Source organism: Pseudoalteromonas rubra (assembly GCF_000238295.3).
GTDB lineage: Bacteria > Pseudomonadota > Gammaproteobacteria > Enterobacterales > Alteromonadaceae > Pseudoalteromonas > Pseudoalteromonas rubra.
Genome location: NZ_AHCD03000043.1, coordinates 123,782 through 143,269 on the forward strand (window position 1 = coordinate 123,782; position 19,488 = coordinate 143,269).

A 19,488-nucleotide genomic window follows, 5' to 3' on the forward strand; every position below is an offset into this window, starting at 1 on the left:
AAACGGCAGGCTTGTGCTCATTCTTTGCTTATCTGCAGTTCTCAGGTAGATGTCCTCGCAAAAACCTCACTCGCTAACTTAGCCAGTATTATTAGTCTGTTATGTAATGCGTTGTACACACATGACGTAACAATGACCTAGTGTTGTCACACTGATGTCGTATCTAAACATAGGATTCCTCTGGATAATGGTATGAACTTTTATATCAGAGGAAGCGGTAATGGAAATGAAATTAGACAAAGCAAAACTAAAGCAACTGCGAGCGTCTAAAGCTTGGAGCCAGTCTCATCTTGCAGAAGCCAGTGGCATTAGCTTGAGAACGATTCAGCGTATTGAAAAGTCCGGAGTAGCGTCGCCTGAATCGATAAAATCTATTTGTGCTACTTTTGATATCCAGATAAGCGACCTTTCAGTAGGTGAAGCGTATCAGAAGGAAGTCGAACCGACTTTCGCAGGCGTAGTGAAGTACAAAATCTCTAATATGGATAAAAAATTGACGCTTATTTCATTTAGTTTAGCGTTTTTAATAGCTTTTATTCTAACAGTGTAAAGCGCCTAAACCTGGGGGGAATTATTTGGCTGAATTCTTTTTTGCGAAGTATTTCTTGCCAGTCAGACGAATGCTAAATGCGTGGGGCAGTGATTCCGTTGATGGGGTGTCTACTGCTGTGTTGTTTCAGCTGGTTGCTGTTGTCTGGTAAGCTATTCTATACCTCGTGTTTAGGCGGTATACTTATGTCATGCTAAACATATTTTTAATACGATTAGTCGGGTAAAAATTCGCGACATTAAGCAGTTATCAAACACTTTAGTTCACAGGCTTATATCTTTCTTGTTGCCAGCTTTTATTTCGCTTTGCTTGTTTTACGTTGTTGGCTAATGATATACCGAGCATGGCAGAGGTATAAAATTTGAACACCGAAGTCAGCTCTTTCAGTTGGCTTTTGAGCCAACAAGCTACATCCTGTCTTTTTAATAATTACAGATCCACTTAGTCTAATTTTTCCTTTTTAGGTGCTAGCCAAGATTTAGCGCCGGCTCCTTGCTAACGTCTTGCTTTAGTTGTCTTTAATGTATATTAGCTTAGTTACCTGCAAGGTTGGGTTACCTTTACATTGTGGGTGCGTATTAAATGGCTGTCTGGTTATCATGTTGGGAGATTAAGGCACCGAGCATGAATTTGAGGCAGTTTTTACATCGCGTATAGTGTAGTATGGTGAAATTACCCATAGTCTTGTTATTTGGTTATTTTTTGACAATGTAAACTAGATAAGCAATGTCATAGGTAGCCATTACATCGAATTAAAATAAAAATATCTGGGGTTCCTCAGGCAGTGGCGTTATCTTTAGGAGAGTATCATGGATATGCATCGAAAAATTTTAGGTTGGTTTTTTTTGGTCTTGGGGGGGATGAATGCAGTGGGAATGGCTATCATGACCTTAAATAATTTTGAGGCCTTCTCTGGTGGAACATGGGAAATATACACGTTAAACCTCGTCGTTATTGCTATATGTTCTGCTTCATCTGCATGTGGGTTTTTTATTCTTAAGGAAAAACGCTGGGCATTTAACTTATTATTTAAGCTATCGTTTGTTTGGTTGATATTTTTTCCCTTAGGCACAGCGCTTGCGTTATATTATTTTTACTTTCACTTTATGCACCTAAGAAAAGCTGTTGTTTGATTGAGTAGATGATACAGCTTTCTATACATGAAAAAAGACTATGGCTTTAATAGCTTAAACTGCTTTATTTGGCGTCGCTGCTAAGGACTGAAAGCACTACAAAAGGATTGGGTTTTGGGTTTAATAGAAAAGCACTGGATAAAGATACCTGCCGTTTTATATGTTGTTGGATTTATTGTTCATAATGCATATTTATCCAGCTTTGGAAGTTATGAATTTCAGTTAGTTCAAGCTAAATACATACTCTCTGGGTTTGGAGCAGTAGGTTTTTCCGTTATCTGTATTGTATACACCGGAATTAGGGTTAACTTATCCAATGTCAGTAAAAGCCTCACCATTGATAAGGTTTTACCCTGGTCTCTGAGAGTTATTTCTTTCCCTTATGTTATTTACGCAATCTTGTATGGAAAAGAGCTGTTTGAGATTGGTAGAGATGCAAAGGATTCACTTATTCTAATCGGGGTTCTAGCCTCTCTTATAGCTCATGCTGTCGTCGCTTTTACGATATTAGATATTGCTTTAATGCCAGGCGACAATGAAAGTCGTCTTAAAAAGACGCTTTCTTTTCTCTCAAGAGCGTTATCAATACCCATGCTTATCGTTACGCTAGTGATTGCTTGGAATATTCCGGAGTTTTCAGGGGTTGTGAAAGCAACGACGTATTTCTTTTTTGGCTATGTAGGTATTGCTATGAGTCAGGATGATAAGAGTTTAGGAATTGAATCTAATTATACAGACCCAGAAACGAAAGAAAAGTATGAGAATATATATCAAGTGGTATTTGGTATAATCGCAATGTTCTTTGTGTTGTGGACGGTGGTAGGCAGCTATACAAAATACATTTACCCTAAAATACCCGTTGCTTTAGGGGGCGCAAAGCTTGAATTTGTATCCATCAAAACCAAAGAAAAAGTGTACGACTCTTACTTAATACAAGAAACCAAAGATTGGGTAATGTACATAGATAAGTCAAGCGGCCAAGTCGAAAAAATCAAAACAAGCCTTATAGAAAAAATTGTTTTTAAAGATGAATTGCCAAACCAGCCATTGAAGCGGAAGGAATGACAGTTGGTCTTTGCTTATTTTAGCTAACTAATGTGTGCTTGTTATCGTGTTAAAATGCCAGGTTTGATTCGCTACTTTACACATTTAAATCAAGCATTTTGCTCCACGTATATGGGCGTTACACACAGAAGGAGCCTCCACAGTGAATCACGTCATGTTTGATATTGATGGCACGCTAATCGAATCCTATGATTTTGATTCTGAGTGTTTTGCTGAAGCCGTTAAGACAATGACTGGATATGAGATTGATACAAACTGGTCTCGCTACACACATGTAACGGACACTGGGATCCTCAATCAGTTTTTCCAAGAAAAGAACATTGAAAATACTCAAAGTGCGCATGAGCACATTAAGCGTGTTTTCCTATCGAAAATACAAACCCGACTTGCAAAAACACCAGTTAGTGAAATAGCGGGGGCTGCTGCATTTATTGCCCGTTTAAAGGAGCTCGACAATGTTTCAATTTCGCTTGCAACAGGTGGATGGTATGAAAGCGCTCTCTTAAAGTTGGCGTCTGCTGGCATGGATATTTCAGACATTCCCATTGCTTCTGCAAATGATCATTACTCAAGAATCGAGATAATGAAAATTGCTGAAAAAAGAGCAGTTAAGGAGGTGCGTTTATCATTTACCTATTTCGGTGATGGAAGCTGGGATTTGAACGCGTGTAAAGCACTTGGTGTTAACTTTGTTTTAGTTGGTGATAGAGTCAAGCATAGTCAGTCGATTATGAATTTTGAAAAACAAGACGAAGTATTGGCCTATATTGGCTTGTAATTAAGACCCCGAAGGCCAAAAACACTGACTTAATTTTTGGTGTTTTCAAACTTTGCTAGTTCAGATAAGTACCTCGCAGAGGTTTCGTGTTATTAAATGGCAAAGCAAAAAAGGGTGATAAATCACCCTTGCGGTCAGTAAAGGAGAGTCAGACCATAAAATAGACTCAGGCGGTCAATTCTGCCTCCTCAAGTGTCGGGTAGTCGGTATAGCCTTCGGCTCCGCCACCATAAAACTTACTGTCATCTACTTCGTTATATTCAGCACCCACTTTGGCTCTTTCTACCAGGTCCGGGTTAGCCACAAACAGGGCACCAATGCCTACGCCATCACACAGATCTTGTTCCAGTACCTGAGTGGCAATCGCAGGTGTTGCCGGGCCGTCTTCCCATGACTGATGTGGGTTAAGGATCAAAGGACCTTGCCACAATGCACGGATCTGCTGACTGGTTTCACGGCACGCCGCTTCCATGATATGCAGGTATGCCAGGTTCGTCGGTAATGCCTCAATCAGTGCCTGATATAAAGGCAGGGTATCGGTTTCATTAATGTCATTGAACTGGTTATGTGGTGAGATACGAAGGCCCACTTTGTCTGCGCCGATGGCATTGGCAACGGCGGCAATTACTTCAAGGGTAAAGCGGATGCGGTTCTCAATGCTGCCGCCGTATTCATCGTCACGCAGATTGGTGTTGTTGGCTAAAAACTGATGCGGTAAAAAGCCATTGCCTGCGTGGATCTCAACGCCGTCAAATCCGCCGAGTATGGCGTATTTAGCGGCCTGAGCATAGTCAGCAATGGTCGCCTGGATCTCTTCATAGCTCAGCGCTCTAGGCGGTGCAAAATCTTGCATGCCATCTGGCGTAAATGTCTGGCCATTTGCCGTAACCGCTGAGGGCGCAACAGACTGGTGTGCACTGGGATACAGGCTGGGGTGGCCAATGCGACCACAGTGCATAAACTGGGCAACGATTTTACCTCCTTTTTCGTGCACGGCGTCGGTGACTTGTAACCAGCTTTGTGCCTGTTCATAGGTGTGCAGGCCTGGTGAGTTCATGTAGCCCTGACCAACCTGGTTAGGTTGTATCCCTTCAGTGACAATGAGTCCGGCGGTTGCCCGCTGGCTGTAGTAAGTCGCCATCAAAGGGGTCGCCAGGCCAAGTTCCGTGGCACGGTTACGGCTCATTGGTGCCATAACGAAACGGTTGTTTGCTTTGATGCTGCCGTATTGAGTTGCGTCAAATAAAGTATTCATTGCAATATCCTTAATTATTTAAAAGTCTGAGTTACGCCTTAGAAAGCGACTTATCCGTTGATGGACTCGCAAGTGTTCGGTTAAACAGCTGTTGCTGCGACACGGCTATTGCCAGTACGATGACACAGGCCCCCAGTATCTGACTGAATGTCAGTACTTCGCCGAGTATGAAGTAACCCAGCAACGTTGCTGATAATGGGCTGGCGAATGAGATGAAAGACACGGTGACCACAGGTAGCTTTTCAATCGCCTTGAACCACAGTACATAAGCAACCAATGCGCCTATCAGGCTCAGATAGGTGTAGCCGATAACATTGTTGAGCGTTAACTCGGTCGGGAATCCTTCCTGTACCAAGCCAATTGGCAGCAGAAACAAGCCGCCGACAACCAGCTGCCAGCCGGTGAATGTGTATAAAGACACACCTTCGGGTTTACCCCATCTTTTGGTCAATACAATGCCTGTGGCCATGGACATTGCCCCTGCAAGTCCTGCTAATACGCCAGCGGTTGGCAATTCCATATTGGGCTCAAGTACCAGTAAAGACACACCCAGTGCGCCTATCAGACAGGCGACGAATTGACGCGCTTTTAACTTGTTCTTTAACAGCAGTGCGCCAAGTAACATTACAATGATTGGCTGGCATGACATGACTAACGCTGCGACACCACCTGGTAGTAAATAAGCGGCGACAAATAAGCAGTAAAAGAAGCCACCGATGTTGAGCAAACCGAGAATGATGGAGCGCATCCACCACACGCCTTGTGGTAGCTTACGGCCCAGTAACACCAGCAGAATGCCTGCTGGTAGCGCCCGTAAAACGGACGCAATCAGTGGCTTGTCTGCTGGTAAAAGTTCAGTGGTAACAATATAAGTGCTACCCCAGATGGTGGGTGCGATCATCGCAACCACCATCCAAAAAATTAGCTGTTTGTTGCTCATACAGCCCCCAGGTCTGTAGTGCCAAAGTAGCGGTCGCCGAAGTCTCCGATACCGGGGATCATGAAGGCGTGTTCGTTCAGTCGTTGCTCGATAGACGAAGTCACTATGGTGACGTCCGGGAATTGAGCAGTGACTTTTTGCAATCCTTCTGGTGAGCACAGTAGGTTTACGAAGGTGATGTTTTCTGGTTTAACACCGGCCTTGGTCATCACGTCCAGGGCACAAATGGCGGAGCCTCCTGTTGCCAGCATTGGTTCGAAAAGAAGCACATGGAACTTTTCAACGTTGTCCGGCAGTTTGGAATAATAGAGTTTTGGTAATTTGGTTGTTGGGTCACGTTGGATGAGAATTTTCCCAATTGGAATATTGAGATCCAAGCGACGTAATTCGTTTTCCATACTTTCGCCTGCACGTACCACAGATACACCGCACAGAGGCTTCGCAAATTGTTTGCCCTCATAAGTTTCGCCAACCGGCGTAGTGACATTCAGTCCTTCAAAGTTCAGTCTTTCCAGGCTTTTTTCCAATAGCAGACGAATGATCTGATCGGCGTAAAAGGTAAACTGACGTTTGTTGGCTGTTTTATCGCGCACCTTAGTATGCAAATAGTGCAGTCGATCCGTTTGCTCCAGTTCAATAACGTTCGCAGTGTTATAGTCGGGTCTGGATAGTGGCCTTAGGTTAGTTGCAAGCATGGTATCTCTCCTTAGTGATGAGAGTCAGGTGCGCTTGTGAGGCACCTGACTCAGGTATGATGATTAAGCATTGATTTCTGCGAAGGCTTTTTGCGCTTCACTGATAAACTTCTGGACTTTAGCGCGGTCTTTACGACCGTTTGCACCTTCCAGGCCTGTGTGTGCGTCAATGGCCGCAGGTTTAACTTTGCGGATTGCATCTGCCACGTTGTCTGGATTCAGGCCACCAGCCATCATCAGAGGCTTAGGCGAACGACGAACCAGCTCAGCACTTACGTCCCAGTTATGCGTCAGACCAGTTGCACCTTTAGCACCAGTTTTAGGGTCAAAGGTATCTGTGATGAACATGTCTACGTACTCGGCCACTTCATCAACCAAGGTCAGTAGCTCATCAGCATTATCTTCCTTAACAACCAGGCTCTTCAGGATGTAAAGGTCAGGGCGAAGTGCGCGTAGTTTTTTCATTTCAGCAACGCTGATGTCGCCATGTAGCTGTACAGCTTTTACACCCAGTTCTGAACAGAAGCCGCTTACTTCATCTGCGTCTATCATGTAGCTGATAAGAACGCCTGCCTGAGGTTCACTGAGATCTTTGATGATGCTGATTGCGTCACCTTCAGTGATGTCGTCTTTACCAGATGGCAGACGTAGTGGGAAACCCAACCATTCAATGCCTTCTGCCAGACACAGTTCTGCTTCTTCACGGTCAATGATGCCAGCTACTTGGATGATGTTAGTGATGTTATTCATGGTATATCTCCTAATTGTTTAAAGTTAAGTTTGTTTAAAGAATCTTGAGTTAAAGATATAGGTTATTTCTGATACCGTCAAGTATCTTTGTATAAAGATATTTGTTTTTTTCTCGTTTTTTTGTGTAAAAATCATTTTTTCATTTAAATTCAGGTGGTTATGTTGGGAAGAAATTTTGGCTTGATGAGATTCCTCGTTGTAAGTACGGGTTCCGGCCCCTCAGGGCAAAGAAAAAGCCTGTTTTTTGGGTGGCGTATGGAGAGCGGGAGAGGGATGCCAGGATTGTAATCGCGTTAGTGTGGCACTTTTGAGATGTCTTTACTGTGTAGCAATCTAAATGAAGGACTTTGGGCGGGGAATGTTATCGCTAACTCAGCTGTTGGCATGACTGGGTAGTTGCGAATGAGGAGAGATGTCAGTGCTCGGGCATATACTCGGGCCCGTGCTCACCCGGTTTGCTTGTGACCAATGCTAGCGGTATTGCTCTAAAACACCTTGCTCACCTCCTTGCTGACGAAACTGGGTTATCTTTTTTGAAAACGCCTCCAGTACGCCGAGGTGGGGTGATTGATTAGAAATACACAGTGAGAAAGAGACGATGTCCAGGGTTGTGGGTATTTCTATGATTGCATCCTGTAATTGGTGCTTTGCGACAAAATACTGCGCCACCACTTTGTCGGTTACCACCACATCGCCTCTTTTCTTTGCCAGCATTTGCAATGCATTCGAGATATTGGGGGTCAGACTGCGGGTATATTGATTTTGCGGCAGGTTTGCTTCTCCCCAGCCATTACCTATATAGTCGAGGATCTGAAAAGCGCGCAGGTCTTCGGTGTCCGATACACGCTTAAGAACGTCCAGGTCAGGGTGATGGCGGTAGGTAAACAGGTTAATGGGCCCGACAAATACCGGTGCATCTGAGACACTGACGTGTTGAAGCCGTGCATCGGTGGGCACAGAGATAAAAGCATCGGCCTGTCCATTAAACACCATTCTTTGGGCTCTGCCCCAGGGGTAGCCTTCATGCACAACATTCAGGCCCATTTGTTTTTCAATGACTTCAGTGACAATGTCGACCAGAATACCTGTCATCTGGCCTGCCTCGTTTTTATAGGAATAAGGTGGGAAAGCGTCATAATAAACCACTTTAAAATTGGGTGTTCCCATCACCGAAGGGGTAACGAGCACAAGCAAAATCGTGATTAAAAGACGATAGATCATGTTATTCCGGACAGAGTTCTGACGAAGGTGAACTCTTGTAGTGTAGTTGGCCCACCATAAATAGGCGAGTTGGGGCTATCTGAATAAAAGAAGTGATAGTCCAGAGTCGATTAGTCATGCGTGCCACAATTCAAGTCCAGGCTTGTATCCGGCACGCATCTGCACAGGTTAAAGTTACTTTTCCTCAGACAATCTCGCGCCTTCATGGGCCTTTGATTGCGTCGTTTTCAGGCCAAACAGGTAACGCGTGAGGTTAAATGGCCTGATGACAAAATAACAAATCGCAGCGCAAATGATGAGCGACGAAAACAACAAGCTCAGTGATTTGATGGCAATACCGGCGTCCCACTGCACAATGTAAAATGCGAGCGCCACAATCACGGTTTGATGCACAATATAAAAGGGATAAATCAATTCATTAGTCAAACGCAGCCAGTTGGGCGTTTTTTTGAACCATGCACTGGCATAACCGATGAGGGTTAATAAGCCTGACCAGGAAACGAGTGCACTGATCAGCCACCAGAGTTGCCAGCGCATTTCTACCGACGCATATTCGCTAATGTCAGGTCTGTAGTACCAGGCATAAAAAGCGACTGAGCTAAAGAGCAACCACTTAAAATGGGTTGCCCGGTTGTGCTCCAGGGCGAACCAAATTTTAGGGCTTTTTATAAAGCACATTCCAGCCAGAAAAAACAGTAAGAAGAACAGTGAGACTGACAGGTTGAATAAGCTAGAGTCTTGTGAGGGCATAACGGTTTTAAGGCACAGCCGCACCCCAATGACACCTAATCCCAGCAAGAACAGGCCATGTTTATGTTCCGCGATGCGTTCCAGCGCGCTTAGTAGCGTGCGGCCAGATGATGCTCCGAGCGCTAAATTAACCGGCACAGCCAGCAACATAAAGATAAACAGAAACTCGATAAACCACAGGTGGTTGGCATTAAAAGCAAACATCAGGTTAGGATATGCGTCTGCTAAATTTTGATATTCAGTAATGTTCTCGAAGTAAGCCTGGGGTGGTACGACAATCATCATTGCAAAGATGAGGGGGATAAGTAAGCGATGCAGTTTGGTGGTCAGGAAGGCGCCTGCTGATACTTTATTAAGTAGCAATACCGATCCTGCCCCCGCGATGAAGAATAAGGTGTGCAGTCTGACTTGCTCAAAATACACCATGATATCATCGAGAACCTTACTTGATTCACGGTTCATGACGTGCCAGCCATCTCCGTTAAATGGCATAAACACATGATGCAAAAAAACCGCAAAAATTAATAAGACTCTCAGCCAGTCTAATTCCGAGTAACGAGATTTGTCCATGTTGATTAATCCTTTATGACGTGAGTTTCCCAGCTATCGACTGCCCATTTTTGTACTTATTATCATGCTCTGAAGCAGCGTCTGGCTGTTGCAGGTTTTAGCATATTATGAATACCTAAAAGGGTCAAAGCAGAGAGTGCGTTGTGGCGGGCATTGCTCGCGGGCGGTGTGGGGGAAGTCATGTAATTCAAGGAGCTTGCGCGCACAGCCAAGCCAAGATTTACTGAGATGTAAGGGAGATGCTATCCGCCTTAAGATCTAAAGTGCTGTGCCTCTCGTAATAAAGAGAGAACTAATATCAGACTGTGAGGTAGATATGAAACAGTTCGCACTCAAAGTATATGACGCTTACACCTATATCTTTGACTCCACCAGAAACCCGCTTCGGCATATCCCGGACCCTGTGAGCCGCTTTCACATTATGACTGTTTTAGCCTGTATGTGGAGCTTCACCTTTGCAACCTACATCGGCAGTATGATTGTCTTTGGCATCAGCCTGGCTGCCCACATTATTTTGTTTTTGATGTTCTTTTTTACCATCTCAGTGTTTTATGATGCGGAGAAGAACAAATCCTCCTGGCTGCTAAAATTACGCCGGGATAAGCTGAAACAAAGTTAAAGCACGCGGCTTGGCGGGTAAAGCGCGCCGCAACGTCCGGACAATCTTGTGCAATTGTGTGCCGTCTCTTGTGATGTGCGGCACACTTTTTTGTAGATAACTTTTTTCAGGCCGCTTAGTAGCGCGGCGACAAAACTAAAGTCACACAAAAGCGCTTGGCGTCATGGGCAATGTTGAGTTGCCATTGCAGCTCGTCACACAGTCTGCGTGCTAAGTCCAGGCCCAGCCCATAGCCCAAACCATTGTTGAGTTCATCATCCTGATCCAAATCTTGCCCGACTTTAGTGTGCTCATCGTTATGTTCTCGGTTTTCAATCTCGATAATATGCTGTGTTTGTGCGATTGAAATCGTGCCATGATGGGTGTGTTGTAAGGCATTTCTGAGCAGGTTACCAATGACGATGGTCGCGCCGGATTGCGACAATTCGCATTGGTAGTCATCACAGTGCACAGCCACATCAATGTGTTTTCCCTGCTTAAGATAAGCCAAATCTTCCAGCTGAGCGTCTATCAGGTCAGCCAGCCTGACTGGTTTCAGATCTCTCAGTGGTTGCCCTTTTCGGCTCAGCCACAGCAGGGTCTCAGTGAGTGCCACCATCGCCTGGCTGGCGTGATCGATGCGCATCAGTGCTTTTTTACCTTTGTCTTCAGGCGTATTGCCAAGGCGATGCAGCAGCTCCACGCTGCTGCGGATCACTGCAATAGGGGTACGTAGCTCGTGACTGGCATAGCTGACAAACTCCTGCTCCCGATCAAGGCTGTGTTTGACCTGTTGCAGGCTTTGCTGGATCAGTTCGGCCAGTGTGGTCAGCTCGTGGTAGCGAAATATCGGGGGTGGCTCGTCCAGCGTATGATGATCCAGCCCGGCAGCCCAGTCATGTAGCTTTGCCACAGGTCGGGTGACGGTACGCATTAATACCACGAGCACGGCGGCAAACAACGCGAGCGTGCCCAGCGCAAATAACACCCCTAATATTTCCGGTCCCTGAAACCAGGTTTTAGGTGGCATTTTGGGCGCGGTAAAATGGTGGGCAACAAAGCCGGACTGACCATCCGGCTTTTTAAAATACAGTACAAATCGGGCTTCACTGGGGCGGGTGAACATATTATCCCGGGTTACCTGTTTATATAAGGTATTGGTTTCAAGGTTCTCACGGGAAAAGTTGGCGCGAATGGTCTGGGGTAAATCCTGCCACTGACTGGCCACCACAAAGTTGTGTGCCTTTACTGGTTGACCGGGTTGCGGGTGGTGCGCCTGGGCGACATTCAGCATAGTGCCTTTCATCATGTCATCGAGTCCGGTAAAAAAGCTATTGGTCCACAGTACGGACAATAAACTGATCACCAAGGTGGCCAGCACCAGCAGGGCAGCAACAATATAGCGGCGCAGGCTCATATGTATGGGGGCCATTAAACGCGCTCCTTATGGCAATGGAGTTTAAACCCTTGCCTCGGGATGGCATCGAGGGTGAGCATAGGGTCGCACGCTGAGAGCGCTTTGCGCAGGTGGTGAATATGTACCTTAAGCGCATTACTGTCAGGTTGTTCGTCACCCCATATGGCCTGTAATAGTACCTGTCTCGTCACCATATTTGGATAAGCACGCAGCAGGGTTTCGAGGATGATTATGCCGGTCGGGCTGAGTTTGAGCGGGGTGCCCTGGTAAGTGGCTTCCCGGTTATCCAGATCCAGGTGTAATTCAGCCAGTTCCAGCCGTTTAACTTCACCACTTTTACGTTTGGCTAAGGTTCTGACCCGCACCACCAGCTCGGCCATGGCAAAGGGTTTGACCAGGTAATCATCACAGCCAGTGGCAAAACCTGCCAGTTTGTCTTCGAGTTGATCCCGCGCTGTAAGCATAATCACCGAGGTATCATTGCCCTCGTCGCGCAGCGCCTGACAGATCTGTAAGCCATCCATGCGCGGCAGGTTCAAATCCAGAATAATCACCTGATACGGATTGTCTCTGATCAGGTTGAGCGCGGCAATGCCGTTGGCGGCGTGGTCGCAGATGATGTTTTCCAGCTCAAAGTAATCAATGATGTTCCCGGCCAGCGCCAGGTCATCCTCAACTAAAATGACGTTGATCATGAGGTACATACTCCGTACGGGTGGGGCGGAACCGGCTCAGCAGGGCTGAGATATCGTGGCTGATCAGCAGCAATACCGGGATTAAAAATAACGTAATGGCCGTGGCAAACAAAATTCCATAACCGAGGGATGCCGCTGCAGGTATCAAAAATTGCGCCTGCTGAGAGGTTTCACCCAAAATCGGGTATAGCCCGGCAAAGGTGGTCAGTGACGTCAACAATATTGCTCGCAGACGGCCGGTGCAGGCTTCAAGTAACGCATTGTGCATGGTTTTCCCCTCACGGCGATGGCGATTAAACTGGCTTACCAGCAGCAGGCTGTCGTTGATCACCACGCCGCTGAGCGCCAGTATGCCATTTAAGGATAGAATACTGAGCGTTAAACCTAAGCCCCAGTGACCTAAAATCGCGCCTACAAAGCCAAACGGAATAACCGACATGATGATCAGTGGCTGCCAATATGATTTCAGTGGGATTGCCAGCAGTGCATAGATAGCCAGCAGTGCCAGTAGATAGGCGGAGCTCATGGAGTCGGTGGCTTCTTTTTGGTGCTCGGCTTCCCCGGCAAAATGTATGTTCAGATCCGGGTACTGAGCACGCAATGCTGGTACCACGCTGTGTTCGAGCCTGGCCACCAGCTCGGTGGGCGTAAGCAGGGCTTTATTGACCGCAGCGGAGACCGTTACTGCTCTGACGCCGTTGATCCGGGTAATGGACTGCACTTCGCTGGTGTAGGTAACGTTTGCGATGTTACCAAGCGGCACGGTCCGTCCGTCGGGGGCGCGCACTCTGGCTGCAAGTACATCAGCCTGCTCGCTGCGTTCAGCCAGTGGATAACGCACTCGCACTTTCACTTCGTCTTTGTCCCGCATATAACGTTGTACGACCTCACCACCAAATGCTTGTAGTAGCTGGCGTGCCAGCAATTGCGTGGTAAACCCGCGCATTTCGCCTTCTTCGGTGACTTCAAAGTGCATGGTAGCTTCGCCGGGTGCCAGTGAGCTGTCGATGCTGTGTACTCCATTTATCTCACGCAACGCCTGTTGCAGGCTTGCTTCGGCACCCCCTAGCGTGTCGTCGCTGCCACTTTTTAGCTCCACCTTAAAGTTGGAGACGCGTGCAAGTTGTGCCTGAATGTGCAAAGTTTTACTGGCTTCCGGGGTGCCCGCCAGAGTCCTCCAGCGTTTCGCCAGTTCGCTCAGGGCATAGGGCTGGGTGCCAGCCAGCTCAACATTGAGTGTGCCGCTTTGATCGCCAGTAGCGCTGACCGACACGCTGGCGATGTGGCTGAGGTTTTGCTCGTCCAGCAATTGCTGCTCGGCCTGATACAGCTGTGCCTCAAGCTGATCCAGATTGCGGGCGGTCTGGCCAAAGCTGGCGTCGTTGTACAGAGTCATGGTGGCAGTGATGGTATCAGCGGGCAGTCCGGGGAAAAAGCCGACCCTGACAACCCCCTGAGTGATCAGGCTGGCAGTCAGAAAAAACAGCGCAAGAAACCCCATCAATGCGGCGTAACGAAAGTGCATAATGCGTTCCAAAGCAGGCCGATAAAGTCGCTGATTAAAGCCAGTAAGCAGCGTATCTGCGCTTTGCTGTACACTATGCCAGAGTGCCGTGAGGCGGTTTGGTCGATGTTTTTTCTGGGTGTTAATGTGGGCCAGATGTGCCGGTAAGATCAATTTAGATTCTACTACCGACAGCAACAGGCATAAGGTAACCACAGTACCAAACTGGGCATACAGCACACCTAGCCCGCCGGAGATATTGGCCAGCGCGGCAAAGGCTGCCACGGTGGTTAATACGCCAAACAAGGTGGGGACGGCGACCAGCTGGGTGCCTTTGATGGTGTTGCTTAGTGTGTCACCAAAGCGTTGTCGGGTTGAATAGATGCTTTCACCCACCACTACGGCATCATCCACGACGATCCCCAGCGCCATAATAAAGCCAAAAGTAGTCATTTCATTGAGCGTCATGTCGGTGTAGGGTTCGGTCATAAAATAGAGGCTGCCGAAGAACACAAAGGGCAGGCCCGCGGCGACCCAAAAGGCAACTTTCAGATTTAGAAACAGTGCCAGTACCATAAATACCAGGGCAATGCCGCTCAGTGCGTTCAGGCTCAGCAAACTCAGGCGCTCCGTGATCAGTGTTGAATTGTCATACCAGGTGGTCAGTGAGGCCCCCTCGGGCAATTTGCTTTGCCACCTGGCTACGACGGCTTTGGCTTGCGCCACACTGTTGCTCATGTCGCCGTATTCGTCCATAACGATAGTGATGCCGTAGGTGGGATGGCCATTAAACCGGGCCAGATGAAAACTGTCGTCCGCAAAAGTATCTTGCAGTGTGGCCACATCGCGGAGTCGAATGCTTTTACCTGTTTGTGAGGTTGCCACGACAATCGACGCAAAGTCGGCGGCATAAAGCGCCTGATCGGCGGCTTTCAGGCGAAGCACTTTATCGGGGTTACGCAGGCTGGTGGTCAGTGCCGTGCCGGAATATTGATTGATGGCTTCGGCTACCTCACTGAAACTAAGCTGATGGGCTTGCAGGCGGGCTTCGTCTATTTCAATGGCCACCAATGGGTCGCGGTGATCGGGCTGACTGAGTGTGGCGATATTAGGCTGGGCCAGTAAGTCATCTGCAAGCTGGCTCCCCAGAGTTTGTAGTGTCTGAGCAGACAGTGCGCCAAATAGCTGCACCCGGATCACCTCTTGCTCCCGCTGTGCGGTGGTGATCACGGGTTGCTCAGCATCCTGCGGTAGATTGTAGATGGCATCCACCTGGTTTTTTACCTCTCTTTGCAAGGTATCCAGATCGTGTTGCGCGGTCTTTTCTACCAGTACCTGCACGCTGCTGGCACTGGCCGTGGTGGTGATGCGTTTTATCCCTTTCACAGACTCCAGCGCATTCTCAATTGCAACGGCAATGCCTTGCTCGGCCTGGGCGGCACTGCCACTGGGGTAAGCGACACTGATCTGTATGGTATCCGGCTCCTGTTGCGGGAAGCCTTCCTTGCGCAAATTACCGGCGCTGCTCAGTCCGAGTAAGATCACCGCCAGCATGAGCAGGTTGGCTGCCACCGGGTTTTTCGCAAACCAGGCTATCAGAGAAAAACGCTCAGTCATGGCTGTGTTCCTGTTGAATAGGGGTAACTTTCATACCTTCGAGATAGGCACTTAAAGGACGTACGACGATATTGGCCTGGTGTAAGTCTGTGGGGGCATTAATATACAGATCACCGTGCTGGCGAAACTGGATCTGCGGGGTAAAGTGCGCCAGGCGATTTTCCTTGTCGACATACCAGATGAGGTTTTGTTGTGACAGGGCTGAGGCGGGAATGCGCCACAAATCATCTTGCTTAATCCCTTGTATCTGAGCCTTAACATAACTGCCAAAATATAATGGTTGTGTTTGATCCAGCGGCTTATCGACGGTGACAATTGCCAGACGCTGGCGCGATTGCGGATCAATATACTGGCTCAGGCGCAATACCTGCCCGTGCCATTGGGTTTGCCCACCGGCATGGGTTGTATCACTGAGGGTGACATGCCAGCCATCTTCTGGCATCGACTCTGCGGGTAAGTGCTGCCATTGCTCGGCGCTGAGTTCAACCGTGATTTCGGCCTGTGCGGTACTGTAGAGTATGGCAATGGCGCTGCCCGGTTGCACATAGCTGCCAGGCTGAACTGAACGCTTTACTACGGTGGCATCAAAGGGCAGGGTGAACTGACTGGCTGCCAGGTTATAGCGCGCGCTATTCAACTGTGCTTCGGCCAGGCTCAGCTGAGCGGCGACCACTTGTTGTTGTGGTGCACGTAGCGGCTGCAACACATCGTGGCTGTCAGTGCTGGCCAGTTGTCGCCACTGCATCTTATTTGGGTCGCCCTGGAGCTTTTCTGCTTCCGCATCGAGCCTGGCCTGTGCCAGTGAGATTTCGGCGTTCGCCAGCGTTTGCTGAAGTTGTGTGTCATCCAGTCGTGCCAGTACGGTGCCCGCCGACAGCCGTTCTCCCTGTTTAAAGTCTGGGTGGAGCCGGGTCACCCGGCCGCCAACTTCGCTACTGAGCGTCAGTGTATGCGTGGCGCTTACGGTACCGTGACCAGTAATGATGTGGGTGTAGCTGGCCGTTTTTACGGGCGTGATTGTGACCTGAGGTGGTGTAACAAGTGCGCTTGCACCCTGAGAGGGCTCTGTGGCCGGCGAGACTTTAGTGTCGGCGCCCCCCAGAGAAGGGATCGCAAAGACAATGGCAGCACACAGGCCACAAAAGGCCAGCTGTGTGATGAGTAAACGATTATTGAGTAACGTCATGGTGAACTCTCTGAATGATAAACCCGTTGATGTGCTGTGCGGGCGAAACGTATCGGCCAGTGTAGTGGGTCAATGGTTAAAGGCGGGTTAAGTACACCGGGTGATGTGGGTAGTGACCGGGCTTCACAAAAAAGCCGCAGGTAGGACTGCGGCTTGGGAGGCGATATCACAGCGAATACCAGCTCACTTATGTGAGCCGATTGGTATTGGATATCAGTTGGGCAAAGTTGCGTTGTCTGCCCGGTTTGGCTTGCGGTTTCTTTTTTCGCGCGATGTGCCATCAGCCTCGATGACATCGACCTGAATGCTGACGCCCTCATTCTGGCCATCCCCTGAGACCAGAAAGTAGTACCAGCCAGGCACTGGGCTATCTATTCTGAGAAATTCGTTGTTGTCGGCGCGACGTGACGCAAAGGTATACATGTCCCGGCCGGGCCAGAATGTACCAGCAAACAGATCACTGTTACCGTCACCGTGTCGGGTGCGGACTTCGAGTGTACTGCCCGGGTCCGTCACTTTAATAAAAAAGTAACTGTCACCGGGGACGGCGCACTGGGCTTTGCCTGATAAGAGCTCGGTATAACCACTTGGCAGGCCTTCAATGCAGGCATTGACTATGTCCCGTGGCAGCTCACCGGGTTCTCGTAAGGCACTGTCGACGCCTGCTGCAACAGACAGCCCCTGGTAGCCATTTGGATCTAACACTGAGACAAAATGACGACCCCGGTTCACCGTGACTTTGAGTACCTGCTCAGTGCCGGTGCCGTGGGACGTAGCTTGTGCATTTTGCGGATCTGCCCATTGGTAGGCATTGTAAAATAAACGTGGTTGCCCTGTGCCACTGCGGCTGCTGAAATACAAAGTGGTATTGTCTTGTGCCACATCGACATAAAAGTAATGGGCTTTACCTGAGATACATTCTCCCTGGTCCAGCATCAAACGGCTGCCTGTGACCGCAGTATCACCCTGAGCGCAATCCGCGGGTAAGTACAATGGCACGCCCTGATAATTTTTAGCGTACAGTTGCAAGCCGTCAGGGTCACCTTCATGGGGTTGTGGTAACCAGGCGGCGAGGCAATCTGCCTGTTTTACACAGGGATCGGTCAGTGCTTTCATAAAGTTGACTAAATCGGCTTTTTCCTGGGTACTGAGTTCTAATTTACGCAGTACCGGTGCACCATCGGCGATTTCATCATCGATGATTTTAGCGGCGGCAGCGGTATGCTGGCGAGTATCAGGGAATAAGTCGACACAGTTTTTGATGTCTTTAAACTGAGGTTGTTTGCACCAGCCCTGGTTGTCTATGTAGTCATCTAATATGGCATGGTAGTCATCGTAATGCTCAATCACTTCTTCCAGCGTATCGTAATTGCCTGCATGACCGTAAGGGCCGGTGACTTCGACGTTCAGCAAAGTGGTAGAGCGAAAGCTATAGATGTCAGCCAGGTTTTGATTGCGCAGGGTGCGGCCACGATCATTGCTTTCATCACCGACTTCACCAATGCCGGGACCTATTTGTGCAAAGGCTAACCTGTGATAATTAGTGCCTTTGGTCTGGCTGAAGCTGTCGGTGTTGTGGCAGCCAATGCACTGGGTTGGCAAAAAATCGGGCTCACTACCGCCATCAGACGGGGGCGGCGGCATGTAAAGATATAAAAAGGCACCGCGCTTTTGTGACGTTGTCAGTGCGGTTTTATCTCCCTGCACGTATCTGTTCCAGGGATTATCCGTCATATTCATTGATTGCTGGTAGGCTGCCAGTGCACGGGTGATATTATCAAAAGTGACAATCTCTTCAGCGCTTTTATCACCATATACTGCTGCGAAATAATCCCGCCACTGATTGCGAAATAACTCGCCCTGGGCATTGCCATAGTTGCCTATTCGTGCAGCCAGATGGGCTCTGACGGCATCATTAGGCGCGCCTTTCATAAACTCAAAGCCTTGCATTTCTGAGGGGGTGACCACCGGAAAGCGTGCTTGCGCTGCTAACAGCGAGTCGCCCGCGTTTGGATCGGCTTCACCATAAGGGACATCCGGTGTACTGATCCCCTGCTCAGGGTTTAGCCAGTCCAGAAACTCCACCCGGGCATCACGAAACAGGCTGCGTTTATGCACCCAGGCATTGAAGATACTGGGCGAGTTGCGTGGCACGTAGAATTGTCCTGTGGTGGTTTTACGGCCCGGCCCGAGTATATCCGGATCTTGTGCCAGGGTACCGACGGGCAGGGAGAGGCCATCGCCGCCGCCCAGATAGGGGTGATGACAGCTGGCGCAGGCCACTTGTTTGTCACCACTGATTGCTTTGGTGAAAAACAGCAGTTTGCCCAGCTTAACCTCAGGGTCATCGACACCGGGTAAGTCAAACCCGGTAGCCGGCTTGCCAGTGAGGCCATGCTGAATAATTAACTCTGTGAGTGCCTGGTCTAAATCATCGGGTATGGGCAGCGCGCAGGTGCTAAACGCACTGCCCATCAGCAGTGCAAGTGCACTCGTTTTAACCTTTATCATGTTGATCTTCCTTTCGCTACAGTTGCTTTTGAGGGCGGACGAAGCCGATTCAAAGGTCAAATTAACGTGTACAGGGTTAAGTAAAGGTTAAAGCTCAAATGGGAATAAAAATTCCCAAATTGGTAATAATGCGTATGGAAAAATGGTCTGATCAAAACATGAGCTATTTTTATAAATGTTTTTTAATGAAAGATTATTTATTAATCTCCAGTTGATTTAAATAAATATTTCATTAATTAAGGCTTTTTAGGGA

At 48.3% G+C, this 19,488-nt stretch carries 16 protein-coding genes; 5 read left to right on the forward strand and 11 right to left on the reverse strand.

Annotation, left to right across the window (positions count from 1 at the left end):
- The first annotated feature begins 220 nt into the window (after positions 1 to 220).
- The 4 genes from PRUB_RS20160 to PRUB_RS20175 all read left to right on the forward strand — a co-directional run bounded on the left by PRUB_RS20160 (position 221) and on the right by PRUB_RS20175 (position 3,526).
- Positions 221 to 550, forward strand: coding sequence for a helix-turn-helix transcriptional regulator (locus tag PRUB_RS20160; protein ID WP_010385299.1), 330 nt, complete (start codon positions 221 to 223; stop codon positions 548 to 550).
- Positions 551 to 1,359: 809 nt separating this feature from the next.
- On the forward strand, positions 1,360 to 1,683 hold the full coding sequence (locus tag PRUB_RS20165) for a hypothetical protein (RefSeq protein ID WP_010385297.1): 324 nt from the start codon (positions 1,360 to 1,362) through the stop codon (positions 1,681 to 1,683).
- 114 nt (positions 1,684 to 1,797) lie between these two features.
- Positions 1,798 to 2,748 carry a RuvC family protein gene (locus PRUB_RS20170; protein WP_010385296.1) on the forward strand — a complete coding sequence of 317 codons (951 nt, stop codon included), beginning with the start codon at positions 1,798 to 1,800 and terminating at the stop codon, positions 2,746 to 2,748.
- Between the two features lie 142 nt (positions 2,749 to 2,890).
- Positions 2,891 to 3,526 (forward strand): HAD family hydrolase, encoded by a 636-nt coding sequence (locus PRUB_RS20175; protein WP_155946266.1) that lies wholly within the window; start codon positions 2,891 to 2,893, stop codon positions 3,524 to 3,526.
- A 166-nt stretch (positions 3,527 to 3,692) separates the two neighbouring features.
- On the opposite strand, the gene PRUB_RS20180 is transcribed toward PRUB_RS20175, so the two are convergent.
- The 6 genes from PRUB_RS20180 to PRUB_RS20205 form a co-directional block, all read right to left on the reverse strand.
- Positions 3,693 to 4,781 carry an alkene reductase gene (locus PRUB_RS20180; protein WP_010385294.1) on the reverse strand — a complete coding sequence of 363 codons (1,089 nt, stop codon included), beginning with the start codon at positions 4,779 to 4,781 and terminating at the stop codon, positions 3,693 to 3,695.
- A 31-nt stretch (positions 4,782 to 4,812) separates the two neighbouring features.
- A complete protein-coding gene (locus PRUB_RS20185; protein WP_010385292.1) occupies positions 4,813 to 5,721 on the reverse strand; it encodes an EamA family transporter in 909 nt (302 codons plus the stop codon).
- The gene (upp, locus tag PRUB_RS20190; protein ID WP_010385290.1) at positions 5,718 to 6,416 is read right to left on the reverse strand and encodes a uracil phosphoribosyltransferase; all 699 of its coding nucleotides are present in this window, start codon (positions 6,414 to 6,416) and stop codon (positions 5,718 to 5,720) included. The genes PRUB_RS20185 and upp overlap by 4 nt, the downstream gene beginning before the upstream one ends.
- A 63-nt stretch (positions 6,417 to 6,479) precedes the next feature.
- The gene (locus PRUB_RS20195) at positions 6,480 to 7,166 is read right to left on the reverse strand and encodes a phosphoribosylanthranilate isomerase (protein ID WP_010385288.1); all 687 of its coding nucleotides are present in this window, start codon (positions 7,164 to 7,166) and stop codon (positions 6,480 to 6,482) included.
- A 471-nt stretch (positions 7,167 to 7,637) separates the two neighbouring features.
- Positions 7,638 to 8,387 carry a substrate-binding periplasmic protein gene (locus PRUB_RS20200; protein ID WP_010385286.1) on the reverse strand — a complete coding sequence of 250 codons (750 nt, stop codon included), beginning with the start codon at positions 8,385 to 8,387 and terminating at the stop codon, positions 7,638 to 7,640.
- 174 nt (positions 8,388 to 8,561) lie between these two features.
- Positions 8,562 to 9,707 carry an acyltransferase family protein gene (locus PRUB_RS20205; RefSeq protein ID WP_010385284.1) on the reverse strand — a complete coding sequence of 382 codons (1,146 nt, stop codon included), beginning with the start codon at positions 9,705 to 9,707 and terminating at the stop codon, positions 8,562 to 8,564.
- 316 nt (positions 9,708 to 10,023) lie between these two features.
- Between PRUB_RS20205 and PRUB_RS20210 the strand changes: the two genes are divergently transcribed.
- The gene (locus PRUB_RS20210) at positions 10,024 to 10,326 is read left to right on the forward strand and encodes a hypothetical protein (protein ID WP_010385282.1); all 303 of its coding nucleotides are present in this window, start codon (positions 10,024 to 10,026) and stop codon (positions 10,324 to 10,326) included.
- Positions 10,327 to 10,441: 115 nt separating this feature from the next.
- Here the strand turns inward: PRUB_RS20210 and PRUB_RS20215 are convergent, their stop codons facing one another.
- The 5 genes from PRUB_RS20215 to PRUB_RS20235 form a co-directional block, all read right to left on the reverse strand.
- Positions 10,442 to 11,737 (reverse strand): sensor histidine kinase, encoded by a 1,296-nt coding sequence (locus PRUB_RS20215; protein ID WP_010385280.1) that lies wholly within the window; start codon positions 11,735 to 11,737, stop codon positions 10,442 to 10,444.
- The gene (locus PRUB_RS20220) at positions 11,737 to 12,417 is read right to left on the reverse strand and encodes a response regulator transcription factor (RefSeq protein ID WP_010385278.1); all 681 of its coding nucleotides are present in this window, start codon (positions 12,415 to 12,417) and stop codon (positions 11,737 to 11,739) included. The genes PRUB_RS20215 and PRUB_RS20220 overlap by 1 nt, the downstream gene beginning before the upstream one ends.
- Positions 12,395 to 15,538: an efflux RND transporter permease subunit gene (locus PRUB_RS20225; RefSeq protein WP_010385276.1), complete on the reverse strand. Its 3,144-nt coding sequence runs from the start codon at positions 15,536 to 15,538 to the stop codon at positions 12,395 to 12,397. The genes PRUB_RS20220 and PRUB_RS20225 overlap by 23 nt, the downstream gene beginning before the upstream one ends.
- Complete coding sequence (locus tag PRUB_RS20230; protein WP_010385274.1) at positions 15,531 to 16,724, reverse strand: efflux RND transporter periplasmic adaptor subunit; 1,194 nt, start codon at positions 16,722 to 16,724, stop codon at positions 15,531 to 15,533. Before PRUB_RS20230 ends, PRUB_RS20225 begins: the two co-directional genes overlap by 8 nt.
- A 213-nt stretch (positions 16,725 to 16,937) precedes the next feature.
- Positions 16,938 to 19,235, reverse strand: coding sequence for a cytochrome c peroxidase (locus PRUB_RS20235; protein WP_010385273.1), 2,298 nt, complete (start codon positions 19,233 to 19,235; stop codon positions 16,938 to 16,940).
- Positions 19,236 to 19,488 lie beyond the last annotated feature (253 nt).

Coding starts and splice junctions, on each gene's coding strand:
- PRUB_RS20210 (WP_010385282.1), top strand. CDS start 10,024: ATGAAACAGTTCGCACTCAAAGTATATGACGCTTACACCTATATCTTT.
- PRUB_RS20215 (WP_010385280.1), bottom strand. CDS start 11,737: ATGGCCCCCATACATATGAGCCTGCGCCGCTATATTGTTGCTGCCCTG.
- PRUB_RS20160 (WP_010385299.1), top strand. CDS start 221: ATGGAAATGAAATTAGACAAAGCAAAACTAAAGCAACTGCGAGCGTCT.
- PRUB_RS20195 (WP_010385288.1), bottom strand. CDS start 7,166: ATGAATAACATCACTAACATCATCCAAGTAGCTGGCATCATTGACCGT.
- upp (WP_010385290.1), bottom strand. CDS start 6,416: ATGCTTGCAACTAACCTAAGGCCACTATCCAGACCCGACTATAACACT.
- PRUB_RS20180 (WP_010385294.1), bottom strand. CDS start 4,781: ATGAATACTTTATTTGACGCAACTCAATACGGCAGCATCAAAGCAAAC.
- PRUB_RS20165 (WP_010385297.1), top strand. CDS start 1,360: ATGGATATGCATCGAAAAATTTTAGGTTGGTTTTTTTTGGTCTTGGGG.
- PRUB_RS20230 (WP_010385274.1), bottom strand. CDS start 16,724: ATGACGTTACTCAATAATCGTTTACTCATCACACAGCTGGCCTTTTGT.
- PRUB_RS20235 (WP_010385273.1), bottom strand. CDS start 19,235: ATGATAAAGGTTAAAACGAGTGCACTTGCACTGCTGATGGGCAGTGCG.
- PRUB_RS20220 (WP_010385278.1), bottom strand. CDS start 12,417: ATGATCAACGTCATTTTAGTTGAGGATGACCTGGCGCTGGCCGGGAAC.
- PRUB_RS20205 (WP_010385284.1), bottom strand. CDS start 9,707: ATGGACAAATCTCGTTACTCGGAATTAGACTGGCTGAGAGTCTTATTA.
- PRUB_RS20200 (WP_010385286.1), bottom strand. CDS start 8,387: ATGATCTATCGTCTTTTAATCACGATTTTGCTTGTGCTCGTTACCCCT.
- PRUB_RS20225 (WP_010385276.1), bottom strand. CDS start 15,538: ATGACTGAGCGTTTTTCTCTGATAGCCTGGTTTGCGAAAAACCCGGTG.
- PRUB_RS20185 (WP_010385292.1), bottom strand. CDS start 5,721: ATGAGCAACAAACAGCTAATTTTTTGGATGGTGGTTGCGATGATCGCA.